The sequence below is a fragment of the Oribacterium sp. FC2011 genome (assembly GCF_000701645.1).
GTDB lineage: Bacteria > Bacillota > Clostridia > Lachnospirales > Lachnospiraceae > Oribacterium.
Map to the genome: position 1 here is coordinate 1 of NZ_JNJM01000013.1, position 18,731 is coordinate 18,731.

The 18,731-nt window shown below is 38.9% G+C and carries 28 protein-coding genes and 1 riboswitch; of the genes, 1 reads left to right on the forward strand and 27 read right to left on the reverse strand.

All coding sequences use genetic code 11. The features are described 5' to 3' along the window. Nucleotides 1–32: 32 nt before the first annotated feature. Nucleotides 33–106, reverse strand: a riboswitch (cyclic di-GMP riboswitch). Nucleotides 107–398: 292 nt separating this feature from the next. The 26 genes from T357_RS0111335 to T357_RS0111460 form a co-directional block, all read right to left on the reverse strand. Then, on the reverse strand, nucleotides 399–1,352 hold the full coding sequence (locus tag T357_RS0111335) for an MBL fold metallo-hydrolase (RefSeq protein WP_081828143.1): 954 nt from the start codon (nucleotides 1,350–1,352) through the stop codon (nucleotides 399–401). A gap of 12 nt (nucleotides 1,353–1,364) precedes the next feature. Then, nucleotides 1,365–2,120 (reverse strand): YdcF family protein, encoded by a 756-nt coding sequence (locus T357_RS0111340; RefSeq protein ID WP_044916818.1) that lies wholly within the window; start codon nucleotides 2,118–2,120, stop codon nucleotides 1,365–1,367. Between the two features lie 38 nt (nucleotides 2,121–2,158). Then, nucleotides 2,159–2,764 (reverse strand): HD domain-containing protein, encoded by a 606-nt coding sequence (locus T357_RS0111345; RefSeq protein ID WP_031552564.1) that lies wholly within the window; start codon nucleotides 2,762–2,764, stop codon nucleotides 2,159–2,161. Between the two features lie 15 nt (nucleotides 2,765–2,779). After that, nucleotides 2,780–3,289 carry a pyridoxamine 5'-phosphate oxidase family protein gene (locus tag T357_RS0111350; protein ID WP_031552567.1) on the reverse strand — a complete coding sequence of 170 codons (510 nt, stop codon included), beginning with the start codon at nucleotides 3,287–3,289 and terminating at the stop codon, nucleotides 2,780–2,782. A gap of 29 nt (nucleotides 3,290–3,318) precedes the next feature. Continuing rightward, entirely contained in the window at nucleotides 3,319–3,906 is a 588-nt protein-coding gene (locus T357_RS0111355) for an HD domain-containing protein (RefSeq protein ID WP_031552570.1), read from the reverse strand. A gap of 41 nt (nucleotides 3,907–3,947) precedes the next feature. After that, nucleotides 3,948–4,421 (reverse strand): MazG nucleotide pyrophosphohydrolase domain-containing protein, encoded by a 474-nt coding sequence (locus T357_RS0111360; RefSeq protein WP_031552574.1) that lies wholly within the window; start codon nucleotides 4,419–4,421, stop codon nucleotides 3,948–3,950. Between the two features lie 47 nt (nucleotides 4,422–4,468). Further along, nucleotides 4,469–5,020, reverse strand: a complete 552-nt coding sequence (locus T357_RS0111365) for a flavin reductase family protein (protein ID WP_031552577.1) — start codon at nucleotides 5,018–5,020, stop codon at nucleotides 4,469–4,471. A gap of 534 nt (nucleotides 5,021–5,554) precedes the next feature. Beyond that, nucleotides 5,555–6,541 carry a virulence RhuM family protein gene (locus T357_RS0111375; RefSeq protein ID WP_031552579.1) on the reverse strand — a complete coding sequence of 329 codons (987 nt, stop codon included), beginning with the start codon at nucleotides 6,539–6,541 and terminating at the stop codon, nucleotides 5,555–5,557. Nucleotides 6,542–6,607: 66 nt separating this feature from the next. Beyond that, nucleotides 6,608–6,895: a hypothetical protein gene (locus T357_RS0111380; protein ID WP_031552582.1), complete on the reverse strand. Its 288-nt coding sequence runs from the start codon at nucleotides 6,893–6,895 to the stop codon at nucleotides 6,608–6,610. Between the two features lie 154 nt (nucleotides 6,896–7,049). After that, complete coding sequence (locus T357_RS20335; protein WP_155991397.1) at nucleotides 7,050–7,379, reverse strand: hypothetical protein; 330 nt, start codon at nucleotides 7,377–7,379, stop codon at nucleotides 7,050–7,052. 70 nt (nucleotides 7,380–7,449) lie between these two features. Next, the gene (locus tag T357_RS22340) at nucleotides 7,450–7,548 is read right to left on the reverse strand and encodes a YrrC family ATP-dependent DNA helicase (RefSeq protein WP_442944865.1); all 99 of its coding nucleotides are present in this window, start codon (nucleotides 7,546–7,548) and stop codon (nucleotides 7,450–7,452) included. 35 nt (nucleotides 7,549–7,583) lie between these two features. Continuing rightward, entirely contained in the window at nucleotides 7,584–7,901 is a 318-nt protein-coding gene (locus T357_RS0111390) for a hypothetical protein (RefSeq protein WP_031552585.1), read from the reverse strand. Between the two features lie 3 nt (nucleotides 7,902–7,904). Further along, a complete protein-coding gene (locus tag T357_RS0111395; protein ID WP_031552588.1) occupies nucleotides 7,905–8,444 on the reverse strand; it encodes a 3'-5' exonuclease in 540 nt (179 codons plus the stop codon). Between the two features lie 10 nt (nucleotides 8,445–8,454). Then, nucleotides 8,455–8,901: a hypothetical protein gene (locus tag T357_RS0111400; protein ID WP_031552590.1), complete on the reverse strand. Its 447-nt coding sequence runs from the start codon at nucleotides 8,899–8,901 to the stop codon at nucleotides 8,455–8,457. Nucleotides 8,902–8,920: 19 nt separating this feature from the next. After that, nucleotides 8,921–9,613, reverse strand: coding sequence for an AlkZ-related protein (locus T357_RS0111405; RefSeq protein ID WP_031552599.1), 693 nt, complete (start codon nucleotides 9,611–9,613; stop codon nucleotides 8,921–8,923). A 107-nt stretch (nucleotides 9,614–9,720) separates the two neighbouring features. Further along, nucleotides 9,721–10,377, reverse strand: a complete 657-nt coding sequence (locus tag T357_RS0111410) for a metallophosphoesterase family protein (protein ID WP_081828144.1) — start codon at nucleotides 10,375–10,377, stop codon at nucleotides 9,721–9,723. Between the two features lie 26 nt (nucleotides 10,378–10,403). Further along, the gene (locus tag T357_RS0111415; RefSeq protein WP_242840100.1) at nucleotides 10,404–11,105 is read right to left on the reverse strand and encodes a YczE/YyaS/YitT family protein; all 702 of its coding nucleotides are present in this window, start codon (nucleotides 11,103–11,105) and stop codon (nucleotides 10,404–10,406) included. Further along, nucleotides 11,102–11,569, reverse strand: a complete 468-nt coding sequence (locus tag T357_RS0111420; protein ID WP_031552602.1) for an HD domain-containing protein — start codon at nucleotides 11,567–11,569, stop codon at nucleotides 11,102–11,104. The genes T357_RS0111415 and T357_RS0111420 overlap by 4 nt, the downstream gene beginning before the upstream one ends. 55 nt (nucleotides 11,570–11,624) lie before the next feature. Further along, nucleotides 11,625–12,137 (reverse strand): RNA 2',3'-cyclic phosphodiesterase, encoded by a 513-nt coding sequence (thpR, locus tag T357_RS0111425; RefSeq protein WP_031552603.1) that lies wholly within the window; start codon nucleotides 12,135–12,137, stop codon nucleotides 11,625–11,627. A gap of 114 nt (nucleotides 12,138–12,251) precedes the next feature. After that, a complete protein-coding gene (locus tag T357_RS0111430) occupies nucleotides 12,252–12,713 on the reverse strand; it encodes an RpiB/LacA/LacB family sugar-phosphate isomerase (RefSeq protein WP_029201160.1) in 462 nt (153 codons plus the stop codon). Between the two features lie 76 nt (nucleotides 12,714–12,789). Continuing rightward, a complete protein-coding gene (locus tag T357_RS0111435) occupies nucleotides 12,790–13,203 on the reverse strand; it encodes an EamA family transporter (RefSeq protein WP_031552604.1) in 414 nt (137 codons plus the stop codon). 14 nt (nucleotides 13,204–13,217) lie between these two features. Next, nucleotides 13,218–13,628: a peptide deformylase gene (locus tag T357_RS0111440; RefSeq protein WP_031552607.1), complete on the reverse strand. Its 411-nt coding sequence runs from the start codon at nucleotides 13,626–13,628 to the stop codon at nucleotides 13,218–13,220. 51 nt (nucleotides 13,629–13,679) lie between these two features. Beyond that, nucleotides 13,680–14,333 (reverse strand): class I SAM-dependent methyltransferase, encoded by a 654-nt coding sequence (locus tag T357_RS0111445; RefSeq protein WP_031552609.1) that lies wholly within the window; start codon nucleotides 14,331–14,333, stop codon nucleotides 13,680–13,682. 28 nt (nucleotides 14,334–14,361) lie between these two features. Then, nucleotides 14,362–14,991: an L-2-amino-thiazoline-4-carboxylic acid hydrolase gene (locus T357_RS0111450; RefSeq protein WP_031552611.1), complete on the reverse strand. Its 630-nt coding sequence runs from the start codon at nucleotides 14,989–14,991 to the stop codon at nucleotides 14,362–14,364. Further along, nucleotides 14,988–15,311 carry a hypothetical protein gene (locus T357_RS0111455; RefSeq protein WP_031552613.1) on the reverse strand — a complete coding sequence of 108 codons (324 nt, stop codon included), beginning with the start codon at nucleotides 15,309–15,311 and terminating at the stop codon, nucleotides 14,988–14,990. The genes T357_RS0111450 and T357_RS0111455 overlap by 4 nt, the downstream gene beginning before the upstream one ends. A gap of 286 nt (nucleotides 15,312–15,597) precedes the next feature. Further along, on the reverse strand, nucleotides 15,598–16,707 hold the full coding sequence (locus T357_RS0111460) for a hypothetical protein (RefSeq protein WP_197027339.1): 1,110 nt from the start codon (nucleotides 16,705–16,707) through the stop codon (nucleotides 15,598–15,600). Nucleotides 16,708–16,915: 208 nt separating this feature from the next. On the opposite strand from T357_RS0111460, the gene T357_RS0111465 reads away from it, so the two are divergent. Continuing rightward, complete coding sequence (locus T357_RS0111465; protein WP_031552617.1) at nucleotides 16,916–17,680, forward strand: hypothetical protein; 765 nt, start codon at nucleotides 16,916–16,918, stop codon at nucleotides 17,678–17,680. A 668-nt stretch (nucleotides 17,681–18,348) separates the two neighbouring features. Here the strand turns inward: T357_RS0111465 and T357_RS0111475 are convergent. Next, a complete protein-coding gene (locus T357_RS0111475; protein ID WP_031552619.1) occupies nucleotides 18,349–18,717 on the reverse strand; it encodes a DUF488 domain-containing protein in 369 nt (122 codons plus the stop codon). Nucleotides 18,718–18,731 lie beyond the last annotated feature (14 nt).

The following is an 18,731-nucleotide window of genomic DNA, read 5'->3' on the forward strand; positions in this document are numbered from 1 at the left end:
TCTAACGAGGTTTCTCATTTTCTTTTCCTTTCAAGTGCAACTGGCTGACCTTTCGGTCCCTATAGCTTTGCGTCGCCGGATTTCTCCGGGTTTGCCCAACTAAGATCTAGGTTGGATCTTAGTTTAAAGAGAAGCGAATCTTTTTTGATTCCTTTCTTTTCTCATCTCCTCTTTACAATTCTAATTATACTCTAAATTATTTAAATTGCAATAACTTTAGTTAAAATTAATAAATTAATTTTGGTTTTTAATTTGTTTATAGCGTTCTTATTTTTAAGGTTTTGGGCTTTCTAAACGTTTTCTTATATCCTAATCCCATAATCAAGACAATTTCAGCATATTTTTGCCCAAAGAATCGGCAACAATTAAAATGTTGCCGTTAGAATTAGAGTGATCAATCATTTCTTCTCATATCCTGTAATCATTGTCATCACAAAACAGAATACTGTAGCCCATGCAAAAAACTTATGCCATTTCATAAATACTTGTTTCCTTTCCTTATCTTTGTTCCATTTCTCTATCTTTACTTCGTCACCCGAATGGACATACCTGATCTGGTCGCCCATTGTGATCCTGAGTATCTTATAAGCTGTTTCCCCAGTACAATGACAGGTATAGAACATGGTCGGGCATTTCTTCAATTCCCTTCCGGTTTTCAGGAGCTCGTTTATTTCATCCTTTGTGTATTTTTCTTTTTTCATCAGATGGAAGCCGCTGATCACTGCGTCCGGGAATGAATCATACTTATCCTTGTAAGCATCAAGGATGTTTGGTATTCCGTTATGTGCACAGCCGGACATCAGTATACTTTTACCGTCATTCTTTATTACGAGATATTGCTCATGTTTGAAATCATCCTCTACATATTTCCCGTTTTCCTTTTTCAATATGCGTTTATTCGTAAACGGTAGTTTATGTGTCCTCTTCCTTAACGTAAAAAGCTCCAGTTCATCATCGATTCTGTAATCACCGGATATTATCTTAACCTGGGGAAGATTCAAGATATCTTTATCTATCCCTATGTATTTGTATCGCTCACTGCCTGCACTTTCTCCATCGTCGGCATAATGATCATCCGATGCCGACTGTTGCATGTAAATTACAGCACTGGAATTTATCTTGGAGAATGCTTTGATTCCTCCTGAATGGTCATAATGTCCGTGACTCAGAATGACCGTATCTACCTGTGAGATGTCAATGCCTAACTTCTCTGCATTTTTTATTGTTTCATCAGATGGCCCCAGGTCTACAAGCAATTTATGTCCGGACGTCTCAACATAAAATGACAGTCCATGTGCGCTTGCACATCCTGCTTTTCCTTCTGTATTTTCTATCAGGTTTATAATTCTCATAAAAAGCCTCTTTTATTTCATTTTCCTGAAATCTCTTAAAATGCCAAAGCATTCCCTTATCATATTGTTAGGAAGATACCAGGGCACTGTATATGCTGCTATCCCGTAAACTTGGTTTTCTGTGTACCTCTTTGCCAGATGTATGCCCCGAAAGACATGGAAATTGTTTGTCACTATACCTATCCTTAATGTATCATCGCTTGTTGATCGATCCATTATCTCTTTTGAAAACAATATGTTTTCAACTGTATCCCTGGCTTTTGTTTCTGCGATGATACGCTCAGGATCAATACCTCTTGAAATGAGATATTCCTTTCCCCCGTCTCCTTCACTGACAGTCTCATTCTTACCTTTTCCGCCGGATACAATGCAGATAGTGTCAGGATTCTTCATGAGATATTCATATGCTGCATCAAGTCTGAATCTGTAGATCGTACTAGGACTTCCGCCTTTCATCTGTGCGCCAAGGACAATTATATAATCAAGATTTTCTTCACCTTTATCCTTGAAGTGACTGGCCATGGCAATAAGGCAGATGGTAAAGACTATTGCCGTTAATCCGATTATAAGGTAACCTGCACATCTTATCCCAGATGGAATCCTCATCCACCTTCCATTGCCTGAAAGATAGAATAAAAGTCCGAAAACAATTGTGCTGAATATCCATATCAAAAATGAGAATGTCCCGCTTCCTACCATGTAGATACTGACAGAGTAGATAAGACTAATAAACATGAATGCCAGAAACAAATATCTTATATAGTTCATACCAAAAATTTTCCTGTATTCCCCAAAAGTATATTTCTTTATTTACTTTGTTCCTCAGCAGCCATTTCTGCATTTATCGTATCCTCGCTTGCAGCCATAGCCTTAAGCGTCATATCGAGGAGTTTATCAAGCTCCCAGCCAAGCTGTTTAGCACCCCGTTCGATTACCTCTCTGGAACAACCGGCGGCAAAACCCTTGCTCTTATACTTCTTTTTCAGGGACTTTAATTCCATGTCCTTTGTGCTCTTGGATGGTCTCATAAGTGCCGCAGCCCATATAAGTCCTGTAAGTTCATCTGCGGCAAACAGAACCTTTTCCATCTCATGTATAGGTTCCACGTCTATTGTCACACCGCATGGTACAGTTATCCCATATCCATGTGAACAGACAGAATGTATGATACCCTCATCTACCCCGCCTTCCCTTAGTAAAGATACAGCCTTAAGACAGTGTTCCTCCGGATAAAGTTCAAAATCAATGTCGTGGAGAAGTCCCACGATGCCCCAGCGATCTTCTTCATCCTCATATCCAAGCTCCTTCGCATACCACTTCATAACTGCTTCCACTGTCAGCGAGTGCTGGATATGGAAAGGATCCTTATTGTATTTCTTCAGCAGATTAAAAGCTTCTTCTCTCGTTATCATTTTCTATCCCCTTCCTTACAGTTCCAAATGCTGTCTTATATCTACGTTTTCCTGCTTAAGATCTGAATCAAGATAATCGAAACTCTTTGGAACCACCTTGATCAGATTCATGGCATCAGGCATTTTCCTAATAGCTTTAACCGGAATCTTCTTATACTCAAGAATCTTCAAATATTCATCTGAAAAAGGCTCTATCATCCAGGCTTTACCCTGTACCTGAAGTCCCTTCAGATTTCCGAATCCATCATAAGCGTCGAAAATAGCAATGCTGACATTCTTATTATCTTTTAATGCTTTAAACTTAAGCCCGCCTTCCGACAAAAAGTAAAATGATCTGTCTATGTAGTTATATTCGATCGGAGTACATCTTACAAAACCGTCCGCAGCCGTAGCCAGTGCACATGTCTTTCTCTCACATATAAAGGATTCTATTCTTTCCTTCAGTTTCTCCCGTTCAAGTTTAGCTGAATCAGTATCCTTTTTTATCCAGTAATTTGCCTGTTTATCATAGTCAAGTTCCCACATTGTATTCATCCTTTTTATAAAGAAAGAAGCTATAGAATATTCCCATTCTTTATGTTCTTCTTGAGTATCTTATCAGTCACTTCCTCATAGAGCTTTTCCGATCCAAGTTTTGTCTTTTTCTGCCTTCCGTAAACCTTATCAGCTGTAGCCTTATGTTCTCTCCAGTCTCCGCCGTCATTACTTTCATTTAGTAAAAGCGGTTGTAGATTATCCATGGCATGAGCAAATCTTGATTCAGGAGTTTCATAAGCCTCAAACTCGTCAAATAATGATATTAGTTCCTTTTTCTGATCTTCCGGCAGAATTGAAAATATACGTTCCTTGGCCTTGTCCTCTCGTTCTTTCTGAGTCTTAAGCCCCTCTTCATCATAGGCATAGGTATCACCTGCATCTATTTCCACCACATCATGGATAAGACACATGAGCATGGTTTTTGCTATGTCTATTGGCTCATTTGAATATTCTTTCAACAGATATGCCATAATTGCCATATGCCAGGCATGTTCTGCATCATTCTCTTTTCTCCCATGCCCTGAGAGGCTGGTCTGTCTGAAAACGTTCTTTTCTTTATCAATCTCAAGAGAGAATTCCAGCTGTTTTTTCAAACGTTCATCCATCGAAAAATTACCCCTTCATTGTTTAAACTGGCACCTTTTATTTATCTGAATCCTTTCCGAACTTCTGCCCTTGTAATAAGCTCTGATGCTTCCTTAAAGGCAGCTTTCAGATATTCTTCCTGCCACTCTTTCCCTGCTTTTTCTTCCTTCTTTATCTCATTCCATGCTTCACGGAGTTCTTCCTCAGAAGCATATTTCATATCTCCGAATACATGAGGATGTCTTCTCAGCATCTTTTCTGATACTGTCTTAGCGATGTCATCAAAGGTGAAGAGCCTTTCCTCCTCAGCCATTACTGCATGGAACATTACCTGGAGAAGTAGGTCTCCAAGTTCTTCTTTCAGGTTTTCCGGATCTTTGGTTTCTTCCAGAATGTTGATCCCGCGGATCACTTCGGAAGCCTCTTCGATACAAGCTGCCTTAAGACTCACATGAGTCTGTGCCTTGTCCCAGGGGCACCCATTCTCACTTCGTAATGTTTTTACTATATCTTTTAATCTCTCAATCTCTGTCATAAATGGTACCCCTTAACCTAAAGCTGGAAACAACAGAAGTAACTACATTATTTTAAGGTTATACCGTCCTTAAATGCGTTTCCAACTACATTACCAAGGCCAATATAGGTGTTATTACAAGGATCAAAAGTAATTGGCTTTAATTTCTTGGGATCAATCTTTCCATCAGTGACCACACTCTCATCTGCTGAAACATTTACTATTTCACCGATAAGGATTCCGTCATTAAAACTCTTAACCTTACATTCAAGTGCCATAGGAAGCTCATCGATAAGCGGAGCATTTACATATTCACTCTTTGTGGCATGGAATCCGGCCTTCTCAAACTTGTTTGGAACCTTTTTCCCTGACTCGATACCTACATAGTCGCAGGCTACAACATAATCTTCTGTTGCCATACTGACTGTAAATGCTTTTGTGATGTTGAAATTATCAGTTGTCTTGTGCTCAGCAAGGCTGATAGTGATCTCCTTAAAGTCTGTCGTAATTCCCCAGGCTGCATTCATGGCATTGGGAACACCGTTCTCATCATAGGTTCCAATGATAAGGACCGGCTGTGGCAACATAAGTGGCTTAGCTCCAAAATTAACTCTACTCATAGTTGTTTCTCCTCGAAAGTATGCTTACAATACGCTTTCTTTACTATAGCACATGGTTCTTTACCGTATCTATGACAACAAGCCAGGAATATTATTTCTGTAAATATTATAGTATCCATGGCCGGTTCGATATGATATACATGACAAGGCGATTTACATAAACTTTATCCAGATCCTTTTTATATATAGTGTGGAGGTCTATCATGAGTGAGGAAGAGTTAAAGAGACAGCTTTTGGAAGCAGCTGGTATTTCCGTTTGGTCTCAGAAGAACGATCCCGTAGAAACAGGAGTAAAAATAGCCAGTTAGGCACAATATCTAAAAAATAAACCAGAATCGGAGCAGCGTGCGATTATCAATGAAATCAGAATCGGAGGAATTGAGAAAGCATTAAAATGGCTATAGAAAAATCCCGTATGATTCGTCCACACTTGAGGTGAATCATACGGGATTTTTTTATGCGACGTAGTAACCTATGTTAGCCTACGTACGATATTATTAAACATAGTTTTTATCTGCATTTGGGATCAGTTTCCTATTTTCTCGTCTTCTTTTTTGCTATTTGAGCTACATCCTTGATGCTTTTCAAATACTCTTCCTCAACCGGTGAAAGGGTGATTTCCTGGTATTTTCGATATTCAGTCGTTGCTTTCTCAATTGCTTTTTCATGACTGATTTTACCTGGACCTTCAAGCAGTTTTCTTTTTCCGGAGGATAGAACAGAATCAAGTTGCTCCACATAATCACTCATATACATAGGCCTATGTTCAATGGCATTGATTTCAGCCAAATCGAAATAACCGGAAACAAGATTATTAAGGATCTTTAACTCATCTTCTTTTAAATAATTCTTTGCAACACTTATATCTTTCAGTGCCGGCAGTTCCCCCGAAAAAGATGTAAGTCCCATAAAAGGTTTATCCGCATCTGCTCTTTCGTAGATAACTTCAGCTGCAGTATGCCCATGGGCTGCATAATGAAGCTTATTCTGAACAATTTTAAAGAACTGAATCGATTCATCACTTCTTGGATTATAGTCTACACTGGTTGCATATAGATCCAGAACCTGTCTGTAAAGAACCTTCTCGGAAGAACGGATATCCCTGATTCTGTCTAAGAGTTCTTTCCAATAATTTCCGCCACCGTTTCCCTTCAGGCGTTCATCATCCATGGCAAAACCTTTGATGATATATTCCTTCAAAACAGAATTTGCCCATATTCGGAATTGCGTACCTCGCTGAGATTTCACTCTGTAACCAACTGAGATGATTACATCCAAACTATAAAATGCGACAGGCTGTTTGACTCCATCAACACGCATTTTTTGCGTGTTGTTCTCTTTTATAAGTTCACCCTCTAAAAACACATTGTTAATATGCTTACGTATGTTTTTTTCGTCTCTATCAAATAAAACCGCCATCTGGTTTGCAGAAAGCCACACTGTCTCATCTTTAAGATTTACTTCCAGTTTACTCAGACCATCAGAAGTCTGATATATAATCACTTCGCCCTTATTATCCATTAGAATATATCCCTTCCATCACAAATCCCGATTGATTCTAAGTGACTCTGTAATATCGGTATTGTATTAAGCACATACCGTCATAAACCACGATTTACCACTTGGATCCCGATGCAGATAAATAAGTCTCTGCTGATTATTAACGATCAGCTTGCATTGATATACCAGATCATTGCTTGTCACATATACCCCATCTGGCATAGTTCTTGTCTCCTGGCCGGATAGATCTTTGTAGCCTTTTATTGTATAGTCTACTCTTTCACCGTCATTATTAGTAAATCTAAGCCTTATCGGTATTATTGTACCGTCGGTATTGTGCTGAAGAATCACATCTACAGGAAATCGTTTGCTCATTTTAAAACCTCTTTTATCAAACATAAGTTCTGATACTTATTATACTCCAATTTTTTTGAATATCAAGAACTGATGTTTTGAAAATAGCGAGCCGAATATAAAAACGGCTAACTCATGACATTTTCGTGAGTCAGCCGCTATTTATCAGGCTTATTTATCTATTGCATATTCCTGTTATATAAGACACAAAGCAAGCAAAATCGCCTATACGCTTCCTGTAATCTCCAAGCTGTGACCTCCATGAAGCATCACCACCCTCATTCTCTACTATTCTTGCAAGAGTATTAAGAGAAGTGATCACAACATTATGCGCCTGAGTCCGTCCATCGTCAGCAGCCATCTTCTCTTCTGTATTCATGGTTTCCCACTGATTCCTTATATAAGTATATCTGGCCGCTCGATCAATAAATTCATTCCAGAATTCATCCTTGTCTTCCAATGTGCATAAAGAAATGCTTTCTACTAATTGAGAGTATATCTCCATACATTCTTCTATTGTAATAATGTTTCCCGCTTCATGTTTTAAATATGATTCATACGTATTCATGATAATTTCACTTTTGCCTATTCCCATACTTGCATTTAAGTACCGAGTACCCGTTCTCAGGATTCTGATATGTGATTCTCTCTACTACACACCTGATTTTCTGCATCAAAATGATTCCTTTAGGAACTATCTATGCAAGTCTTACTTTCCTTTTTTATTATCTATCCTTTTTACACTATCCTGCATAGCTTTGTCAGCTTCCTCATCCCACACCATTCTCTCAGGTCCAAGAGTGCCATACATAGTGTTTTCAAAGGAGTACGTTATTTTGGCGGTTCTTATCAGTCTTTCGTTTTCAATGTCATCATCGAAAGATCCCAACCTATCATATATCTCCTGTGTGATTTCGTAATTGTATTGTTCCCGGCCTTCGCGACTGGTATATATAATCTCTGCAAAATACCGATTTATATCCTTATCATGATATGCAGTCCAGTTATTGCCCTGTTTTTTATTCACGGACTACTCCTTCCTAAAAGAATAAGTCCTGATATGGTTCTTTGCCTCAGCCCCTGACTCGAAATATCTAAGTAGAATCTCTGCACATGCCCGGGAATCGCTGTCGGCCTGATGGTGATTAAGACCTATCCCATAATAATCACACAGGACATTAAGCTTATGACTGATGCCGGGAAGCAGCCTTCTACCCATCTGAACGGTACACATATATCTGACGTAAGGTTTCCAATCTATACCGTATCCCTCAAGGCAGTGCTTAAGAACCCCAAGATCAAAGACCGCATTATGAGCCACAAGCATTCCACTACCCATAATGGGTTCTATCCTTTCCCAGACCATAGGAAAATTAGGCGCATCCTTGACTGACTGTTCACTAATTCCGGTCAGTTGTACATTAAAATAGTCAAATGACTGCTCAGGATTCACCAGAGAATAGTATTCTTCTGTAATCTTCCCATCCTCAATAACAGAAATACCTATTGCGCTCATCCTATTATTGAGATGATTTGGTGTCTCAACATCAAAAACTACGTATCTTGACATATCGCTTCCTCTAAAACATATCCTGTTCTATCACATCAGCTTCATAGTAACCAGGCAGGTCTCTCCGAAAAGTTACCGGTCCCTCTATTTCCTTCCACACATCATACCATGTATCAGGAACAGCATCATCGAGTCTTACCGGTCCTGCAAACTCACATAGTAAACCATCTTCCTTAAAATACTTCTTTAACAGTGTATTTGCTTTCCTCTTATCATTATCCTTAAGAAGGTCCAGAATCTTATCGGCTTCTTTTGCCGTAAGTGCTGCTTTATACAGCATGTAGTAGCTGTCATATTCATATTCTTCATCATCTGACCGCTCTTTTAAGAAAACCAATGGGTAGTCCTCTGTATCAGTTCTTACAATAACAAATCTTGAGTGCTTTTTGTTAGCTACTATTATTCCATAACGGACATGTATTATCCGTGAATCATCATCGTCTCTATTGATAATCATATATATCCTCTGTCCTTAGTTACCTAAGGATCTTTTCAATCTGTTTTTGTTCTGCGTCCGGTAATATCTTTTTAAGCTGCTTTAATACGCGGACGTAGGATTCCTCCGGTGTCCGCTTATAGACTGAATTTTTAAACTTCTTTCCAAGGAACTTTTCGGGAGTTGAATACTCCGCTATTCCCCAGCCGTATTTATTACCGTACTTATCTGTAGAATAGCAAAAATCGCTTGTGATCACATAGCATTGTTTTTGAAGCCTTGTGATTATGGTGTCGAAGCCCTTTTTACCATTCTTTCCGTAACCGCCGTCCTTCTTGAGTTCCTTTGATAAGGCAGGTGCCTTCAAATCCAGCAGCTCAAAAAGTTCCTTGTCATAAAATGATGCAAGACCATCATCGTATCTTGCATCAAAATCATACCCCTGTCTTCTGAAGTTCGCGAAATCAGGGAACCACTTGGAGCTTATATACATGGCCTTGTTTCTGAGGAATTTCCCATAGGCACATTTCATTTTTCTTATTACAGGGCCCTTCCATTCCCATGCCGGCCAGAATTCACTGTCAGCATCGTCATACCAGCATCCCGGCGCAATATGTTCCTCTAATGAAAAACCTTTTATCCCATTCGAAAAGAACGGGACAAAGCCCGCCTCATCTATAAGTTCTATTAGTTCCTCCATGGAGCTAATCTCAAAATCATCTGAAAAAGTCATATTCTTTCTTCGCGATAATTATTCTTCGCACTCTATGTTGTTTGTCTCTCACAATCTAACATCTATCCGCTTATATGCGTTATCTTGAAAGCTTTTCTCTTCGTTATTTATTCTTTCAATCTATCCAATATCCCACTAACATCTATCCCTGGATGAGTGATATAAATCTGCAGTATTTCTTCCGTCAGTTTCTTCTCAACCCGGTTCCGCTTGGAAATCTCATCAACCGATCGGTTAGATTCCATATCCTTTATTATGCTCTTTATGAGCTTATCCATTTCCTTTTCCGGCGGGTACTTCGTTCCCTTCTTAAGGATTGGTGAAATATCGACTTTTTCTACGCTGTATGAACCATCATCTATTGTCATAATCATAAAAGTCACGGGTTGCGTTAATCTCCTCGGGCCACAGCTACCTGGATTTAGATAAGTTATTCCGTCTTTCTGCCGGTTCTCATACTTGTGGGAATGACCATATACCACAAAATCAATGCCGGACAGATCTTCTCTTATATGCTTTATGTTGTGGACCATATAGAAGCGGTATCCTTCTAGCTCAATATCCTGTTCAACAGGAATATCCTTTGCCCAGTCCTTATCAGCATTTCCCCTGACAAAATATGCCGGAGCTATTTCCTTTAATCTTTCAAAGGTCTCCTTAGAAGCGATGTCTCCTCCATGCAGTATATAGTCACAGTCTTTGAGCTTCTCCTCAACCTCCGGTCTAAGGAGTGAATGAGTATCAGAAATGATTGCTATCTTCATGGCATAACATCCTTAATTATCTTTTCTCATGCAGAATTTCTGTCTATTAATACCTTCATAGAATATGTAAGATGCTGATGGTGGACATGTGTTGCATCAAATTTCACAGATGAAAAAGCCATCTGCATTATAGGTCCTGTTGCAAAAGCACAGATAAGTGTACCAATGCCTACCGGCCCTCCAAGTATCCATCCTACTAGAGTCGCGATACTCAGGAGTGCTATACTCACTGCTCCAATTGGAATCTTCCTGGCTCTTTTAGCAAGGGCGACCAAGAGTGTATCCCTGGGACCACATCCAAGGGCAGCGCTCATATAGGTGTATTGCGTATAAGCCATTATCGTAAGGCCGATGAGCATGATAAAAACTCCCTTTAGAACTGAGTCGCATGCCGGAACAGCATTAATCTTATTGAAAAAATCAACAGATTTGCCAACCACAAAGGCATCAATGAACATTGCGATCCCAATAGGCTCTTTCAAAGCAACATCTATTCCAAGAATCGCATATGATATTGCAACCGAAGCAGTTCCATATAGGATACCCATGGTCTTTGACAATCCAAGATTCAGCACATCCCATGGACCTGCGCCTATGTTAGCCTGTATGGTCAGATATACTCCAAAACCGTTGAAGAATAAACTGACTGCGGCTAACAGTACATTAGTCATTATCGCACTTACTGTACGGTTCTCTTTTAAGTTACTGTTATTCAATATTTCAATCATAACTCTATCCCAAATTCCTTCATAAGCCTGTCAAACCTTGCCTGTTCCTTTTCTTTTATGGGTTTTGACATGTCGTTCATGCAATGATGAATAACATCAGCATCCTTTAACACTTCATCCATGGGACCGTCTATATTCAGCTTATCATCATGGTGATAGATTGCTGAGCATATAATGTCAGTTTCCTCTGGAGTTGTGAGTTCAAGCTTCGTGAGAATTTTTCTTGCATAGTCCGCACCAAGATGCGCATGATCATCATAAGATCCGGTCTTATACGCGTGCATGTCATGCAGCATCGCAGCCATTGATGCAAGTTCCGGATTAAGGTTCCTTTTCTTCGCTATCATTTGAGCTGCCAGTGACACTCCGTAAAGATGGGAAATAGCACCGGTTCTTTTATCCTCATCTTCCATCTTGTTAAGCTTCTTATCAATGTATTTTCTTAGTTCTTTTAATCTGCTCATAGAATTTCCTTTCCCGTTTATGCTTTCTCCTCCGGAACCATCTTTATAAACTATACTAAAATGCCTTAGCATACCCTATTTCCGTATAAATCATCCCATATTTTCCTTGCTCTGATTTCATCAAGGAAATTCTATTTACTTTCATCGTTTCAACTATGGATTTTTCAGTCTGTTTCTCAAGCATGCTGGTACTACTGACTCGTCTTACAAGCGTTATATGGGGCATAAAGCTCTTTCTATCATAATCTATGTTGTTCTCTGAAAGAGCAAGTCTTAGCCTCTTCACATAGTCACTTAGATCAGGATTATCCTCTACATTGGCAAATATCATATCTTTAAACAACCTAAAGCCTGATACCCTGATTGTAAAAGCTCTAAATGACACATTACGCATTATTTTCTCAATGATTCTGGGATCATCATTCTCACCAATGAATACCAGTGTAATGTGGAGGTTCTCTTCTCGAATGAAGCTGCCTTTTATCCCGCATCTCTTCAAATCATTCTGCATCTTTAAAAGAGCATAATTCATGTTTTCATTAAAGTTTATCGCAATAAACAGGCGCATCGAGTTTCTCCCTATTGTTGATCATCATTAACTTCAACGCAGAACTGAAATTCTATCTTTCCATTAGGAGCTTCAACTTTTTCCATACATCTTAGATTCTATCGTACGAAGCCATTATTTAACCGGAACACAATGCTTATCGTTGATATCACATACTTTCTGTACTCTTCTGCGATATTTTTCTTCCATAAGAGGTTCAGTGGTAAGCCATTTCTTGACTACTTCCATCGCCATAAGACCACCAATTATCTTCGCACCAAGACAAAGTATGTTTGAGTCCGTATGCTCCCTTGCAAGCGTTGCGCAGAGCGGATCCTGGCATACTGCAGCATAACAGCCGTTTATCTTGTTTGCTATAAGTGCGCTTCCATAGCCTACACCGTCACAGAAGATTCCCCTGTCACATTCTCCTTTTGCGACCGCAAGAGCTGCCGGATAAACAAAGTCTGACAAGTCACAGGACTCTTTATCATATGTCCCAAAGTCCTTTACTTCATGTCCCTGTGATATGAGATAAGCCTTTATCTCTTCCTTCATCTCTGTTCCCGCATGATCGTTTGCCATTGCTATTATCATAGTAACCCTCCTCGTATATAAATAATACCTGATAAACCTTAGTTTATGATATTCTGAAATTAATTTTCCGTGATCATTACAGTACCATCAACAATGTACCTGCACCTATAAGCACGCATCCGATAACGGACTTTGAAGTGACCTGTTCATGCAGAAAGATAAACGCTAACACAAGAGTGATGACTACACTCAGCTTATCGATCGAAACAACTTTAGATGCTTCTCCAACCTGTAACGCCTTGTAGTAGCATAACCATGATGCTCCCGTAGCAAACCCTGATAGGATCAAAAAGATCCAGCTCTTTGTACTTATTGCATTCAATCCCTTCTGAGCATTTGTGAGAAAAACCATTCCCCACGCCAAAATAAGAACAACAACCGTTCGAATCGCTGTTGCCAGGTTAGAGTTAACATTTTCAATGCCTACCTTCGCTAAGATAGATGTCAATGCAGCAAATATTGATGACATAATCGCGTATAACAACCACATATTACTGCCTCCTATTATATCAACTGGCCTGAAAAATGGTCGATCTCATGCTGTATTACCTGCGCAATGAAATCGCTGTATTTATCGTGCTGCTTTTGGAAGTTCTGATCCAGGTAATCTACCTCTATTTCTTTGTAACGGGTGCAACGGCGCATGCCATCCAAAGAAAGGCAGCCCTCTTCTGTCTCATATTTTCCTGATTTATTTGTGATCACAGGATTTATCATCGGGATAATTATGGGGCCTACCGCAACCACTATGATCTGCTTACGTTCTCCAATCATATTTGCTGCCATGCCGACGCATCTTTCCAGATTTGCATTTAAAGTATCTATAAGGTCCTGAACTATTTCCTTATCAGCTTCTGTTGCTGGTTCTGACTTCTGCTGTAGGAACATGGGATCACGTACTATCTTTCTAACCATCGATTACCTCCTTTTAAACACTTTCTATCATCTCTAATACCTACTGTTTTGCTACTTCGTACAGCAGAAATACACCATTGAACCATCAACATGAATGTCAATGTCCTTGTACATATGCTCCAGAATTTTTATAAGCTCTTCCTCGGTATGAAACGGAGGAGTAAACCAGCCTTTCTTTGAAAGTATGGTATTTACAAGCCAGTCTGATAAACTTGACTTTCCTTTTATGTATAAACAAGCGATGAATTTCCCACCAGTTTTTAATACTCTGTTCGTCTCTCTGAATGCTTTTTCCTTATCAGGAAACGCATGGAAACCATTCATTGACAGTACAATGTCATAAGTATTATCTTCCATCGGAAGATTTCCGACATCCCCTTGAATGAAGGAAACATTCGAACAATCTTTAAGTCTCTGTTTTGCCTTTTCCAACATATCTTCGCTATAATCAAGGCATATTATTTTAGATTCCGTAAGCGTTCTCCATTTATTTTCTGTAAACACTGCCGTTCCTACAGGCACATCAAGAATTGTTCCTAAGAAACTCTCAGGTATGTAAGAAAGAACCTTCCGCGCTATCTCATTGTCATCCGTTCCGCTCCAGAAAATCTTGATATACAGTTTGCTAAGTAAACTTCCCTGAGTGATCACATCATCATATATGTTTTTTGATGCCCGATATGCTTCTTTAATCTTATCCGCCATTACAGATTTCCCCGTCTGGAATATTCGTTTATTTCTTCTTGTAGCCGCAATCACAGTACGGCCCGCCTGATGCCAATGTATACTTTCTGGAAAACTTCGACGTTCCGCCCATGTCGCTCATTGTATAGTCCAAATGACACATAGCAGGAACAAACTCATAAATCCCGAGTTCCTTCATAAGTGTACAGATTCCGCACTTAGTGAACCTGGCTTCATATCCAGAACCGTCACCATAATCAATAAATTCCATATTCCAGGAGTAAGGATTCCTGTCAGCAGCCTTGAGTTCTGCCGTAGCTTTCATCTCACTTATATCTGAAACACTAAATTTCTTTTTACCTGCCTGTCTGCAAAACCATCTAGTGGAGAGAATTGTCATTGCCTTAGCATAATAGGCCGTAATTGCCTCAACCGTTGGTTTCTCTTTCATGCTGAGTATCACAGCAGAAAACATGGCACAGTTTACAATATTTATCTTGAACCGATCCTCTTTCTCAAACTCAGGAAGCTCCCCAATGATTTTCTTATATCTTGGTTTCGCTGATTTTATGGTTTCGTCAGCCTCTGTATCAGAAAAACTAAGAACGCTTACCAGATTATCTCTAAAGCTTTGCTTATACAAAAGCCACATACCTAATGGCATTCCAAAATATTTCATATGTTCTTTCGATTATGTATCTTTCGCCCCAATACAAATGCGGTTATTCTTCCAATGAGTCCCAGGATAAATACTAATAAGCCATTTACAATAAGAGTTTCCCCGATACCCATATTGATTGCGTACTGAATTCGAAGTTCCTCTGTCGGATCTTGATATGGAATGCCGGCCTTTATGATCAGGTAGTACAAACCGATCACTAAAATGATCATTCCGGATATGATAATGCCATTCATTATGCTCTTTATAATATTGAACACTTTGTTCATTAACTTAGGTTTCTCCAAATAGTTTTCATCATTTTTTCTATGATTCATCATACCATAACTTCTACAAAATAAATGAATCTTCTCTTATTCAAACTCTTCCCATGTTTTATGCTTGTTCTCAGCTTCCAATATTTGAAGGAGCGTCCATTCCTACTTCTACTTCCTCAGAAAGACATGATTTGTTCGGTCTGAAATATAAATATTCCTTCTATCTCTCTAAGGGAATTCGATGAGTGAAATTCCGGGGTTTTTGAAATTTATTCTAATAGAAGTCGAAAAGAACAACCGCACAGAAAAAGACCTGAAGCTAGGAATGCTTCGGGCCACCATTGAATATTCATGGTATATATATGTCGCCTATCCTTTTTTGGATTTTCTCAAGTAGTCCTTCCTCGAAATAGATTTCTTTACCTTTAGGTCTATAACCAATCACTTCAAATTCAACCTTTTCGATTATATCAGGCGGTATCCGTTCAACCCATATACGTGATGCATAATTTGTCCTTGGATTGTAAAAACCTAAATATTCCACACTCTTGAACTCAGGATGTATGGAGTGAAGCCCCATTCGCCAATATATCAAAAGTTGAAGTGTTTGAACGGAAGTGTATCGATTTTTAGATACTTTAAAGTCCCATAAAGTATCCGAAGTCAAATAGTCTCCATCACCGTTAGCCACGATTTCTGTATAACCACCTTCTAAATCAAAACCTGATAGCACACAAGGTCCATATCTTTCAAAGAACTTCAGAGAACGATTTACCATTGTGATGATATTCTCAACAGTTGAATCATTAGGATTTATTGTATCTACTTGTCTATATCCAAATACACTATATCTGTAAACCACATCATATCCGGATAATTTTACCGCGCTTATCACTGATTCTTTATCAAGACCTTTTATCCTCGATATTAATTGAGATGCTTTTTGGTCCTCATGGATTATTGATGCACCTAAGAGTGATACCTTAAATGCCTCTGTAGCTTTTTCGCCTATCATAAAACGAGTAAGATAATCAACAGCTAATCCAATAAGATTTGAACGAACATCCTCATCGGGATTTAGTCCATCTATTCCATCACTAGGATTTTGACCTAAAAACGTATTTCCCATATCTCTGGGGCGTACATAACCTCCATAAGGCTGCTTAGTGGCTTGTGCTCGTGCATAAACAGACAATCCATATGAATTAAGAAAATCAAATCTATCGAGTTCTTCAGGAGTCATTGCGGCCTTGATTTTTTCAATATTTATTTTCTTTTCATCAGGCTGTTTAGTTTTTAGTACTGGTTGCTCGTCAAATACTTTTTCACTGTATTTTATTTGTTCATTTTCTTCGACTCTTTTTACTAAAGGCTCAAATTTATCTTTTAAGCTAGACTGATCACTATCAGGATTAAATAAGGCCTTTATAGCTCGCTTCAAACGTGTAAAAAAGGACATGGCACACCTCTTTTATTATGCTCGATTTTTCTATCTGAAATATTAATCGGCAATAATCCACCAACAATAAAAGGATCAAGAATAGCCGATTCTTAATGTTGCCGATTGATTTAAAATTAAAAATATTTAAATATAATGGATTCTATAATAGATAACATGATACTATCTACGACAGGGTTATTTATTAAAAAATAAGAGGAAACAGAGTATGAAAAAGAAATTTATCGCCGCTATGGCTGCGGCAATGATGATTATTGGAACTTGTGGTACTGCGGTTGCAGATATTATTACTGTTCCTGTTGATTCAACCGAAGGTAAAATAATAGTTCAAAAAGGAACAACAGAATACACTAGAGTAGTTGACAACTATCCTGACATTACAGTGTACAATTCAGCCGAATCGCTTGCTGAAGCTATGGCGGCTAAGGACTATAACAAAATCTTTGAGTTACATAAATCAGCACTCAAGAAGTTTTATTTGGAACAGCCTTACCTCTCTGTTCCGTACAAACAGCAGACTGATGGTAAAGGTTTCTACTATAATCCTCCTGAGGGCTATGTAGGAAAATATGGAATCAATATTTTCACAAATGTTGATGGTGGCGCTTTTATGATGTGCTACATAACCGGAGATTGGAGTGATTTTGTGGATTACATCAATGCTGATGTTGCAATGCATCCAAATAGCCCTGATAACGAGGGATTTCTTGCTACTACAGCATACTACGCTAATCTTCCTAATGTAGTATATACTACCCTTGTAGAACTCTTAGGCCAAAATGAAGGAACAAACTTCTTCAATTACTTAAAGAGTTATGCAGACGTTTACGACCCTAATGATTATTCAACATTGGGCTATCGTACATCTATAATTCCACTTGACAATTGGTCTTTGAGAACAACCGATTATGGTCTCAATTACACAATTGAGTCAGATGAGGGCTGTGGACTTAAAATAACCTTTTACTACTAAGGCGTTTAACCCGTCATCAGACGGGTTATTTTTTTACTAAATACCTAACAGAGCAATACCCCACATCACTCCCAACCTTAACAAGCAGCCAGTTATTCCCGGACACCGACGTGTAATATCCGTAGTTCTAGACTCCCTCTCCTTTCTTAAGGACCTTTAACATGGTCTTTCCCTTAACGACACCAAGACGCATGTTAAGAGCATCTGCTGTTACGGTGTACTTCCCTTTTTTACGAAGGTACCTGATATCTAAATCCGATGAGTTAAGCGATTGCGGCTAAGTTTATTAAAAAACTTCATCTAACTTTCCAGTTTTGGTTGAGTTCTCACCTAATACGAGAATGTTTTTTTGTTTTGTCCTAGGGTAAGATAAAAAGAAAAAGGAGCAAACCTATGAGTTGTGACGTAAGATATCTTGATGGACGGAACCATGCCTCGACCTGGTTTCAAAATTTGTAAAAAAGAAAAGCAAGAAACATTCAAAAAAGAAGATTATCAAGCTCTTGAAAGACAGATGGGCTCTTGAAGCTGCACTAGACAACTTTGACCACGGATACTTCACGGATTATAAGGAATGATCATCCGGAGACTTCGATTCCTCTCTGAAATCCTCATCTAAAAATAGCTGCACGACCGTAAAATCGTGCAGCTACACATCATTTCTCAATCTAAGAATTTCTATCATGAGACAGCCAATCCTTAAGCACTAAAGCATTATTATGTTCTTCATCTTTCGCAGCATACAGCAACGTTATGTTCGTAGATCTAAGATGCTCGTTCACAAATCCAAGGAACCTTTCAGCATCTTCTGATGCATCTAGCTCCTCCATGTATTTCCTACGGAATCCAGGATATTTCTCCGGATCATGGTTAAACCATTTCCGAAGCTCATTAGATGGCGCAATCTCTTTTTTCCATTCTTTTATCGAAGCTGATTCTTTCTTTATTCCCCTTGGCCATAGCCGGTCAACAAGTATCCTTATACCATCATTCACCTCTGGCGCTTTGTAAATTCTCTTAGTCCTGATACTGCCCATACATTGTCGCCTCA

Bases quoted from the DNA above. Each gene is read 5' to 3' on its own strand.
- T357_RS0111335 (WP_081828143.1), bottom strand. From the start codon at position 1,352: ATGAGAATTATAAACCTGATAGAAAATACAGAAGGAAAAGCAGGATGT.
- T357_RS0111340 (WP_044916818.1), bottom strand. From the start codon at position 2,120: ATGAACTATATAAGATATTTGTTTCTGGCATTCATGTTTATTAGTCTT.
- T357_RS0111345 (WP_031552564.1), bottom strand. From the start codon at position 2,764: ATGATAACGAGAGAAGAAGCTTTTAATCTGCTGAAGAAATACAATAAG.
- T357_RS0111350 (WP_031552567.1), bottom strand. From the start codon at position 3,289: ATGTGGGAACTTGACTATGATAAACAGGCAAATTACTGGATAAAAAAG.
- T357_RS0111355 (WP_031552570.1), bottom strand. From the start codon at position 3,906: ATGGATGAACGTTTGAAAAAACAGCTGGAATTCTCTCTTGAGATTGAT.
- T357_RS0111360 (WP_031552574.1), bottom strand. From the start codon at position 4,421: ATGACAGAGATTGAGAGATTAAAAGATATAGTAAAAACATTACGAAGT.
- T357_RS0111365 (WP_031552577.1), bottom strand. From the start codon at position 5,020: ATGAGTAGAGTTAATTTTGGAGCTAAGCCACTTATGTTGCCACAGCCG.
- T357_RS0111375 (WP_031552579.1), bottom strand. From the start codon at position 6,541: ATGGATAATAAGGGCGAAGTGATTATATATCAGACTTCTGATGGTCTG.
- T357_RS0111380 (WP_031552582.1), bottom strand. From the start codon at position 6,895: ATGAGCAAACGATTTCCTGTAGATGTGATTCTTCAGCACAATACCGAC.
- T357_RS20335 (WP_155991397.1), bottom strand. From the start codon at position 7,379: ATGGAGATATACTCTCAATTAGTAGAAAGCATTTCTTTATGCACATTG.
- T357_RS22340 (WP_442944865.1), bottom strand. From the start codon at position 7,548: ATGCAGAAAATCAGGTGTGTAGTAGAGAGAATCACATATCAGAATCCT.
- T357_RS0111395 (WP_031552588.1), bottom strand. From the start codon at position 8,444: ATGTCAAGATACGTAGTTTTTGATGTTGAGACACCAAATCATCTCAAT.
- T357_RS0111400 (WP_031552590.1), bottom strand. From the start codon at position 8,901: ATGATTATCAATAGAGACGATGATGATTCACGGATAATACATGTCCGT.
- T357_RS0111405 (WP_031552599.1), bottom strand. From the start codon at position 9,613: ATGACTTTTTCAGATGATTTTGAGATTAGCTCCATGGAGGAACTAATA.
- T357_RS0111410 (WP_081828144.1), bottom strand. From the start codon at position 10,377: ATGAAGATAGCAATCATTTCTGATACTCATTCACTCCTTAGACCGGAG.
- T357_RS0111415 (WP_242840100.1), bottom strand. From the start codon at position 11,105: ATGATTGAAATATTGAATAACAGTAACTTAAAAGAGAACCGTACAGTA.
- T357_RS0111420 (WP_031552602.1), bottom strand. From the start codon at position 11,569: ATGAGCAGATTAAAAGAACTAAGAAAATACATTGATAAGAAGCTTAAC.
- thpR (WP_031552603.1), bottom strand. From the start codon at position 12,137: ATGCGCCTGTTTATTGCGATAAACTTTAATGAAAACATGAATTATGCT.
- T357_RS0111430 (WP_029201160.1), bottom strand. From the start codon at position 12,713: ATGATAATAGCAATGGCAAACGATCATGCGGGAACAGAGATGAAGGAA.
- T357_RS0111435 (WP_031552604.1), bottom strand. From the start codon at position 13,203: ATGTGGTTGTTATACGCGATTATGTCATCAATATTTGCTGCATTGACA.
- T357_RS0111440 (WP_031552607.1), bottom strand. From the start codon at position 13,628: ATGGTTAGAAAGATAGTACGTGATCCCATGTTCCTACAGCAGAAGTCA.
- T357_RS0111445 (WP_031552609.1), bottom strand. From the start codon at position 14,333: ATGGCGGATAAGATTAAAGAAGCATATCGGGCATCAAAAAACATATAT.
- T357_RS0111450 (WP_031552611.1), bottom strand. From the start codon at position 14,991: ATGAAATATTTTGGAATGCCATTAGGTATGTGGCTTTTGTATAAGCAA.
- T357_RS0111455 (WP_031552613.1), bottom strand. From the start codon at position 15,311: ATGATGAATCATAGAAAAAATGATGAAAACTATTTGGAGAAACCTAAG.
- T357_RS0111460 (WP_197027339.1), bottom strand. From the start codon at position 16,707: ATGTCCTTTTTTACACGTTTGAAGCGAGCTATAAAGGCCTTATTTAAT.
- T357_RS0111465 (WP_031552617.1), top strand. From the start codon at position 16,916: ATGAAAAAGAAATTTATCGCCGCTATGGCTGCGGCAATGATGATTATT.
- T357_RS0111475 (WP_031552619.1), bottom strand. From the start codon at position 18,717: ATGGGCAGTATCAGGACTAAGAGAATTTACAAAGCGCCAGAGGTGAAT.